Annotated in this window: 10 protein-coding genes; 1 reads left to right on the top strand and 9 read right to left on the bottom strand. The window is 74.2% G+C overall.

All coding sequences use genetic code 11. The features are described 5' to 3' along the window. The 9 genes from ACFQ3T_RS26670 to ACFQ3T_RS26710 form a co-directional block, all read right to left on the bottom strand. Positions 1-236 (bottom strand): zinc ribbon domain-containing protein (locus ACFQ3T_RS26670; protein WP_380727078.1); only part of this gene is annotated, 236 nt, incomplete at its 3' end. Next, positions 229-774, bottom strand: a complete 546-nt coding sequence (locus ACFQ3T_RS26675) for a phage tail protein (RefSeq protein WP_380727080.1) — start codon at positions 772-774, stop codon at positions 229-231. The genes ACFQ3T_RS26675 and ACFQ3T_RS26670, both read right to left, overlap by 8 nt. After that, positions 771-2,702 (bottom strand): putative baseplate assembly protein, encoded by a 1,932-nt coding sequence (locus ACFQ3T_RS26680; protein ID WP_380727082.1) that lies wholly within the window; start codon positions 2,700-2,702, stop codon positions 771-773. Before ACFQ3T_RS26680 ends, ACFQ3T_RS26675 begins: the two co-directional genes overlap by 4 nt. After that, a complete protein-coding gene (locus tag ACFQ3T_RS26685; RefSeq protein WP_380727084.1) occupies positions 2,702-3,103 on the bottom strand; it encodes a GPW/gp25 family protein in 402 nt (133 codons plus the stop codon). The genes ACFQ3T_RS26680 and ACFQ3T_RS26685 overlap by 1 nt, the downstream gene beginning before the upstream one ends. A 1-nt stretch (position 3,104) precedes the next feature. Then, the gene (locus ACFQ3T_RS26690) at positions 3,105-3,416 is read right to left on the bottom strand and encodes a PAAR domain-containing protein (protein WP_380727086.1); all 312 of its coding nucleotides are present in this window, start codon (positions 3,414-3,416) and stop codon (positions 3,105-3,107) included. A gap of 27 nt (positions 3,417-3,443) precedes the next feature. Beyond that, positions 3,444-5,255, bottom strand: a complete 1,812-nt coding sequence (locus ACFQ3T_RS26695) for a VgrG-related protein (protein WP_380727088.1) — start codon at positions 5,253-5,255, stop codon at positions 3,444-3,446. Continuing rightward, positions 5,252-5,959: a CIS tube protein gene (locus tag ACFQ3T_RS26700; RefSeq protein WP_380727090.1), complete on the bottom strand. Its 708-nt coding sequence runs from the start codon at positions 5,957-5,959 to the stop codon at positions 5,252-5,254. Before ACFQ3T_RS26700 ends, ACFQ3T_RS26695 begins: the two co-directional genes overlap by 4 nt. A 12-nt stretch (positions 5,960-5,971) precedes the next feature. Continuing rightward, on the bottom strand, positions 5,972-6,397 hold the full coding sequence (locus tag ACFQ3T_RS26705) for a phage tail protein (protein WP_380727092.1): 426 nt from the start codon (positions 6,395-6,397) through the stop codon (positions 5,972-5,974). 47 nt (positions 6,398-6,444) lie between these two features. Further along, a complete protein-coding gene (locus ACFQ3T_RS26710; RefSeq protein WP_380727094.1) occupies positions 6,445-7,134 on the bottom strand; it encodes a hypothetical protein in 690 nt (229 codons plus the stop codon). A gap of 910 nt (positions 7,135-8,044) precedes the next feature. On the opposite strand from ACFQ3T_RS26710, the gene ACFQ3T_RS26715 reads away from it, so the two are divergent. After that, positions 8,045-8,593: hypothetical protein (locus tag ACFQ3T_RS26715; protein ID WP_380727096.1), on the top strand; the 549-nt coding region annotated here is incomplete at its 3' end.

Raw genomic sequence — 8,593 nt, forward strand, 5'->3', positions numbered from 1 at the left:
AGCGGTCGCCGCGGCACGGGACGCGCCGGCGGCACCGGTCCGGGCTGGTCGGGCAGCAGGGCCGCCGCGGTGGGCGGCGCCGGGTCGGGCAGCACCGAGTCGAGCGTCAGCTGGGGCAGGTCGGGTTCCGTCGGCAGCTGGTCGGCCCACCCGAGGTAGGTGCCGCAGTTGCCGCAGAAGTCGTCCCCGTCCGGCACCGGCGCGCCGCACTGGGGGCACTGGCGCACGTCAGCCACCGTCCACCACCTCCACCACGCACGTCACGTGCACCGGCCGCACCGACTCGACCAGCGCCTCCACCCGGTCCCGGTCGACCACCCCGGACCGGCCCGGCCGCACCCGCACCACGACGGCGTCCGACTCCGGGACCGGCAGGTCGGTGTCCGGCCGGTCGGACCACGTCACCCCGGACCCGTCCACGACCTCCGCCCGCACGTCCAGGCACAGCTCCAACCGGGCTACCAGGCCGCGCGCGGTGCCGCGCAGCCGGTGCAGCGCCACCGCCCGGCCGACGACCTCGCGGCGCAGCGGCTCCGGCCACGTCGGGTCGAGGTCGGCGGCGAGCCAGGACGCCAGCCACGGCACGAAGTCCGCCGGCGCGAGGTCGGCGTCGAAGTACGACGACAGGTTGTCCAAAGTGGACAGGATGGCCGACAGGACGGCGTCCAGGCCCGAGGTGAACCGCTGGGCGAAGTCGTCGGCCGCGTACAGGGCGGGCAGCATCGCGCCCAACGGGTACCGGTTGGGCAGCTCGGGCAGCGCGGCGCGGCTCACGGCCCCGTCACCACGATCTGGTGCTGGTAGGAGAACACCAACGCGTTCGGCGCCACCTCGACCCGGTCCACCGGCGCGCCACGCGCGCCCGTGACGGGGTTGGCGGGGAACAGCAGAACCTCTTCCACCAGCCGCACCCCCGGCACGTTCTGCAGCACGGCGAACACCTCGCCGAACTGCACCGGCCGGCCGAACTCCCACCCGACGCCGTCCGGCCCGCCGCGCAACGGGTTCAGGTAGCGGTAGAGCGCGTCGGCCGCCTCCTCCCGCACACCGAGCCCGTCGGACGACGCCGCCAGCCGGGCCACCACCGTGACGCCCTGGTAGCGCGGGGGTTCCACGACCAACCTGGTGCCGAGCAGCCGCCGTTCGTCGAGCCGACGTGCCACCGCGCGCAGGACCTCCTCGGACGGCACCAGCTGCTCGAACCGCAACCGGTCGCCCTCGTCGGCCACCGCGTCCGGCACCACCAGCACCCGCGCGCCGCCGCCCTCGGCGGGCAGGCACCGCACCCGCGCCAACGACGGCGCGGCCAGCCGGGCGATGTGCTCGTGGTCCTCCGCCGTGACGGCCCGTTCCTGCACCCGCAGCTGGTGGGGCGCGCGCAACTTCGCCTCGTCCACGGTCTCGCCGTCCACGCCGCCGCTCGCGGCCTCCCGGTTCTCCACCGCCGCCACGTACGGCACCGAGCTGCGCAGCACCGAGATCGAGCCGCGCGCGACGTTGCCCGCACGGCCGCCGCCGGTCCGGTAGCGCGGCACGTGCACCACCGAGCCCTTGGCCGGCACCGCGCCGTAGCGGCGCAGCGTCCCGTCCGCCTCGCGCACCGCCGGCGGGAACAGCACCTCGCCGCGCGTCGCGTCCAGCACCACGTGCCGGTCGTCGGGCCCGGACGCGCCGAAGTGGTCCACCGCGGTCCAGTCCTGCCACCCGTCCTCCGCCGACACCCGCACCACCACAGGGTCACCGTCCAGCAGCACGGGGGCGCGCGGCAGCGTGAACCGCTGGCCCGGCACGCCCGCGGACTCGCCCAGCCGCACGTCGACCTCCGTCTCGGCGTGCTCGGCGACGGTCGTGCCGCCGATCGTGAACGCCTCCGCCTCCCGCACGGTCGGCGACTCGCGGTAGAACGGCTGGTCGGGCTCGGGTTCGGTGACGCGGCAGCGCAGCCAGCCCGCGCGGTGGCCCGCCACCACGGACGCGGTGTGCCCGGCGGGCACGTGCAGCACCACCTCGCCGGGCCGGTTGAGCCCGCCGGTGGAGTCCTCGTCGGCGCCGCACGGCACCCAGTCCTGGCCGTCCCACGCCTCCCACACCAGCGGCGGCTGCCGCGGGTCGACGCCGATGCCCTCCACCCGGCTGTCCAGCCGCAGCACGACCACGCACCGCGGCACGGCGGCCGACAGCCCGAACAGCGTGGCGTCGCCGGGCGCGGGCGCGGCCTGGAAGCACGGCACGTCGCGGCCCGCCTCCAGGTCGCGGGTGCGGTCGGCGTGCTCACCGGACGCGGTCCGCGTGACCAGGCGTTCCAGCGAGCACGGCACCACGGCCAGCTCGTCGGTGGTGGCGAACACGACCGGCTCGCCCAGCTCGGCGCGTTCGGTGGCGACCTCGGTGCCGACCGGCAGCAGCACGGTCTGCGGCTGCGGCGCGGACAGCCAGAACGTCACGTCCGCGCGGGCCGCGGCCGGCGGGAACAGCGTGATGCCCAGCAGGTCGAGGAACGCCAGGTGGTTGCGCTCGGGCACCCGGTTGAGCCGGTAGACGAGCTGGTCGACCATGTGCGCGAACGTCTCGATGAGCGTGACGCCGGGGTCGGACACGTTGTGGTCCGTCCACTCCGGACAGCTCTGCTGGACGTACCGCTTGGCCTCGTCCACGAGCTGCTGGAAACGCCGGTCGTCGAGGTTCGGTGCGGACAGCGCCATCAGTCCGCGCTCCCTTCGGCGGGGATCGTGTAGAAGGGGAAGACCAGGTTGCGCTGGTCGTTGGTGGTGCGGATCGTGTACCGCACGTCGATGTAGACCGTGCCCACGTCGACCGAGTCGAACGCGACGACCACGTCGTCCACGTCCACGCGCGGCTCCCACCGCTCCAGCGCGGCCCGCACCTCGCGGGCGATGTGGCCCGCCGTGGCGCCGTCCGCCGAGGCGAACACGTGCTCGTGGATGCCGCAGCCGAACTCCGGCCGCATCGGGCGCTCGCCGGGCGCGGTGCCGAGCACCAGCCGGATCGCCTCCGCGATCTCCTGCTCGCGCTCCACCATGCCGATGCCGCCGGTGGGGCCGACCCGCAGCGGGAACGCCCAGCCACGACCGATGAAGTTCACGTCACGCTCCGATCCGGACGGTCAGCGCGCCGACGATCACGTTGGCCTGGCACGAGGTGCGGTCACCGACGCGGGCCGCGGGCAGGCCGCCGATCAGCACCGGCGGACCGGCCGAACCCGGACCGGGCACCAGGACGTTCGCCGGGCTGAGGGCCGCGTGGGGCGGCACCACGCACACGTGCGTGCTGCCGATGACGGCGGCCGGTCGGCCCTCGATGAGCACCGAGGACACCAGGACCGCGGCCGGGGGCGGCGGCGGACCGACGGCGCCGCCGTGGGACGTCTGGTCACCGAGCCGGACGGCGGATGGCATGTCGACCTCTCTTCGCGATCAGGGGGTTCAGGGTGCGAGCGGGGGGTTGAGGTGCACTTCGGCGCCCTTCAGCACGGCCCGGAGCCCGCCGTCGACCGTGGCCGACTTGACGCCCTTGACCGACACGTCGGTGCCCTTGACCGACACGGTGGCCCCGTTGACGCTCACCGAGCGGCCGTTGAGGACCAGGTCGCCGCTCATCGCGTCGACCGTGATGCCGCGGCTGGTGAGCGTGATCGCGCCGAGCGGCCGACCGCCGCCCGGACCGCGGACCTGGATGTCCACCTGCCCGGTCTTCTCGTCGAGCGTGATGTCGAGCCGCTGGTCGCCGGTGGTGAGCCGCACGCCGGCGGCGGTCATGCCGTCGAGCAGGTCGAGCCGGTTGCCGCCGCGCGACACCAGCGACCGGCGGTTGACGCGGCCGCTCTTGCGGTCCACCAGCGGCACGGCGTGCGGCGTCGGCTGGTCCACCCCGTTGTAGAGGCCGCCCAGCACGTACGGCCGGTCCAGGCTGCCCTGCTCGAAGCCGACGAGCACCTCGTCGTTGACCTCGGGGCTGAACACGCCGCCGCCGCGCACACCGCCCGGCTGCACCGTGCGCACCCAGTCGGTGACGTAGTTGTCGTCGAGCCACGGGAACTTCAGCCGCACCCACCCGCGCTCGCCGCCGACCTCCTTGATGTCGGTGACGATCGCGGTCGCCAGGCCCGGCATCCGGCCCGTGCGCGGCGCCGCGCCGGCGGTCAGGCCGGCCAGCGAGCGGTCCGGCGACGTGCTCACCGTGACGATGCTGCGGTAGCCCTCGCCCGGCTCCAGCACGTGCCGCACCGACGTGGCCGTGTACCGGCCGCTGAACGCGGCGCCGACGCCGCTGAGCGTGATCGGCACGCCCGCCCGCAGCTTCGGCTCGCCGTCGGCGACCGCCTCGATCTCGGCGAAACCGGCGCTGGCCGCCGCCGCCAGCGACTGCGCCACCACGGTCGTCTCCGCCTGCGTGGCGTACGGCGTGTCCGCCACCAGCGTCCGCGCGCCCGCCCGGAACGCCTTGCCGATCACCGTCGGCGACATGCCCGGCGCCACGGTCGTGCTGACGACGGCGGGCGCCACGGCCACCAGCGCCTTCTTCGTGGCCACGTCCCAGCCGCGCACCTCGACACCGCTCACCTGGTCGACGCTCGACAGGGAGGCGCGCACCGACCGCAGGTTGTCGCGGTGGTGCAGCACCAGCGGGTTCACGTCCGCGGACGTGCCCACGGGCGGCGCGCCGGCCGCCGCGCGCGGCTTGACCAGCTCCAACGCGCCCTGGTCGTCCACCTGCACGACCACGCCGTGCTCCTGGGCGATCAGCTGCAGGAACTCCCAATCGGAGATCGCGGGCTGGCTGATCTGCCGGTACGTCACCGCGGCCACCTCGATCCGGCCCACGGTCAGCCCGGCGCCCTTCGCCACCCGCCGCACCACCTGGGCCGCGGTCGTGTTGCGGAACGCCTCGACCTTCCGGCCGCGGAACAGCCGGTGCGCCTTGTTCATGGCCCGGATGACGGTGAACGAGCCGGTCGAGTCCGCGTCCGCCTCCACCGCGGTCACCTCGCCGGTGAACAGCGGCTCCGTCCCGTTGTCCAGCACGCTCGACACGGACACCCGGACCGGCGTGCCGATCTCGATGGCGGCATCGGCGAGCAGCTCGAAGTTGTCGTCGTGGTAGGTCAGCACGGCGGAGTCGGGCAGACCCACGTTCTCGTCCACCACGCAGCTCACCAGCCGCTCGTTCCACGCCTCCGTCAGCGAACCCGCCCGCACCACGGGCAGCGCGGCGAACGCCCGGCCGACGTTGCTCATCGCACCTCCTCCACCGCGGGCACCAGCAGTTCCACGCCCGGCGCCAGGGACATCGGGTCGTCGATGTCGTTGGCCTCGGCGATCACCCGCCACGCGGTCGCGTCGCCGTACTCGCGCCACGCCAGCTCCGGCAGGCTGTCCCCGGCCACCACGCGGTGCGTGCGACGGGCCTCGCGCGACCCGGACGTCGGGTTCTGACCCGGCACGTCGGACCCGGCCTCCTCGATCGACAACCCGCACCGGGCGCGCAGCGGCTTGCCGTCCACGTCGAACAGCGAGTAGTCCACCGACAGGTTCGACAGCACGCCGTCGAACGACGTCGTCTTCGCCGTGCCCCACTCGAACCGCACCCACGGGCTCGCGGGCTTCTTCTTCGCCCGGCTCTTCTTCGTGGGCACGCACGCCAGGAGCAGCTGCTCGACCCGGTTCTCCACCGAGTTGTCGTGCGTCGCGGTGGCGTCGAGGAACACCTCGACCGACAGCGTGCGCGGCCCGCTGCCGACGAACTCCGGCACCGCCGTCTGCCCCGCCATCCGCGACGGCCTGCGCCGCCACTCGACGTTCTTCGTCAGGCTGAGCGAGTTCGGGTTGAACTGGAACTTGACGCTGGCGAGCCGACCGCCCGGCCGCGCGCCCACCTTCGCGGGCGGCTCCATGATGACCAGCTGGGCGCGCGTGAGGCTCGCGCCTGCCTTGCCTGCCACGACGTGCTCCTCTCAGGACGCCTGGATGCCCTCGTGGGCGAACTCGATCGTCTCCACGGCGGCCTGCGAGGTGGCCGGGTCGAACGACGGGCCCTGCCACCGGACCGGGACGATGCCCTGCACCTGCCAGCTCGCGATCGTCGTCCCGTCCGGGGTGAGCGCGACGATCTCGCCGTCCTTGCGCTCGACCCGCTTGACGACGTCGTTGAGCCACTTGACGACCTTCGCCGTGTCGCTCGTGACCGGCCGCGTCATCGTGATGTTCGACCACGTGATGCGGGACGGCAGCTGCCACGTGAAGCCGTTGTTGCCGCCCTCGGCGAACTGCTCGACCTCCATCTGCGCGCCCATGCCGTCACAGGTGTGGAACGCGCCGAGGTCGTTGCCCGCGATGGCGAGCCGGAAGAAGACGCTGGTGGCGAAGATGGTGTCGGACATCGGGCTCTTCCTGGTTCGGCTGGGTGTTCGACGGGTGGGTGGCGCGGTCAGCGGCGGCGGTCGTGGAGCCGTCCGGCCCGCTCCCGCCCGTGCCGCACCTCGGCCCGCAGCAACCTGCTGACGGGGTCGATCAGCGAGCGGGCGAGCTGGTCGAGGTCGGCGCGGGACGGCGCGTGGTGCGGCTTCGCGTCGTCGGTCTCGTCGTCGCTCTCGGGTTGGGTCTTGGTGGTGGCTCTGGTGATCGTTTGCGCCGGGGTGGGCGTGGGGGTCGGCGGTCTGCTGACGGGTCGCGGTTCGCTCGACGCGCCGGTCGCGCGTTGCACGGTCGGCAGACGTGGTCTCGGTGGTGTGGTGGGGAGAGGCGGTGCCGTGACCGCGACCGGCGGGTACGCGGGCGCCACCGGCGGGCCGGGGGTGTTCTGCGTCGGGTGGGTGGTCGGCCGCGGTCGCGGTGGAGCGGGGCGGACGGGGGAGCGTTGCGCGGCCCGCTGGACCTGGGGTTCCGGGGTCCAGCGCACCGGGACCACCTTGCTGGTCGGGTTGGTCCGCGGCGGGGGTGCCGACGTCTCGATGGCGCTGCGGAGGACCAGGGGGCGGTCGGCGATCAGTGGTGCGGTGCGGTGGCGGGTGAGGTGGGCGGTGGAGCGCTGGGTGGTGGCGAGCTGGGTGGTGGAGCGTTGGACGGTGGAGCGCTGGACGGTCGGGTGGGGAGTGGTCGAGGTTCGGGTGGGTGCCAATCGGGCGACGGGCACCACTTCGGGACGAGGGGACGTTCCGCGACGACCGCTGTCCGACCGCTGGTCCTGCCGCCCGGCCGGCCGGTGATTCGGCCGCTGTTCCGGCTGACGATCCGACCGCTGGTCCGGTCGCTGGAGGGGCAGTGGTGCGACCGGCGCGGGGTTGGCCTGAGCCGTGGTGCTGTCGGCCGGGTTGCTCTGGGCCGGGTTGGTGTGGGCCGGGCCGGTGTGGGCCGGGTTGGTCCGCACGGGGTCGGGCTGTGCGGGAGTGGGTCGCACCGGATTGGGCTGTGCGGGACTGGGTTGCGCGGGACTGGGCTGTGCAGGACTGGATTGGGCGGGACCGGGTTGCGCGGGACTGGGCTGTGTCCGGACCACCGGCGGGACGGGTGCGGTGGAGGTCTGGACGGGGGTGGGGAGCCTCGGCCCGGTGGGGTCGAGGGCTGCCGTGGGTGGGATCTCCGAGATCGGCGCGCCGATCCCGATCACCGGGCGGACGGCCGACGCCTCGTTCCGGGTCTCGCTCCGCGCCGTTTTTCGCTGCACCACCGGGATCGGTGACGAGTCGGCTTGCCGCTCGGCGGTCGCGGACGTCCGGGGCGGCTCGCCACCCCGGACCACCGGTGCGGGAGCGTCGGTGGTTGCCCGCTGCACCGTGGGTGGTGACGCGGGGTGCGTAGAGGTGGCGGGGGCACTGGGGTTGGTGTCGGCCGGCCGGACTACTGGTCGCGCCTGCTCTGGGGAGGATGGCTCGCCGGGAGTTCGCCGGACCGCGGGTGTCGGAGTGGTCGGGTTGTCGGGCTTGGGCGGGACTGCCGGTCGGGACGTCGGGGTGGCCGGGGTGGTGAGCGTCGGCTGGGCGGCGGCGTTGGCCTGAGCCCGTTGGACGGCCGGCGGAACCTGTGCCGGGTTGGCCGGGGAGTTGGTGGCGGGGTTCGTCCACTGGGCCCGCTGCACCACCGGCCCGGCGGTCAGGGGCGCGTTGTCCGGAGCCACCACCGCGCTGGGCGGCAGCTCGGTCAACGGCTCGCCCAGCAACGGCGCGTCGGTCCGCGCACCCCGCTTCACCGACCGTTGCACGATCGGAGCGGCACCACCTGCCGATGCACCACCTGCCGACGTGCCACCCGCCGACGGGTTGTTACCTGACGCGTTGCTGCCGGAGGTGGAGGGAACCGGCGTGCTGCTCCCTGGCGTACTGGTGCCTGCCGTGCTGCCCGCTGCTGCGGCGGACGGCTTGGGTCCGCCGGCCGCGCCCCGCACCACCGGCACGGGGCGTGGCGGTGTGACGTCACGCCGGGCGACCGTCAACGGCTGTCCCAGCGGCCGCAGGGCCACCGGACCGACCGACGACCGCTCAGACGACCGCTCGGACGACGACTCCGGCAACCGTCCCGACAGCCCCGACAGCCCCGACAGCCCCGACAGCCCCGACAGCCCCGACAGCCCCGACAGCCCC

Origin of the sequence: Saccharothrix hoggarensis, from assembly GCF_042678885.1 — a bacterium.
GTDB classification, from domain to species: Bacteria; Actinomycetota; Actinomycetes; order Mycobacteriales; family Pseudonocardiaceae; genus Actinosynnema; species Actinosynnema hoggarensis.

Excerpts from the sequence above, each read along its gene's own strand:
- ACFQ3T_RS26695 (WP_380727088.1), bottom strand. The coding sequence starts at position 5,255 with ATGAGCAACGTCGGCCGGGCGTTCGCCGCGCTGCCCGTGGTGCGGGCG.
- ACFQ3T_RS26690 (WP_380727086.1), bottom strand. The coding sequence starts at position 3,416 with ATGCCATCCGCCGTCCGGCTCGGTGACCAGACGTCCCACGGCGGCGCC.
- ACFQ3T_RS26680 (WP_380727082.1), bottom strand. The coding sequence starts at position 2,702 with ATGGCGCTGTCCGCACCGAACCTCGACGACCGGCGTTTCCAGCAGCTC.
- ACFQ3T_RS26705 (WP_380727092.1), bottom strand. The coding sequence starts at position 6,397 with ATGTCCGACACCATCTTCGCCACCAGCGTCTTCTTCCGGCTCGCCATC.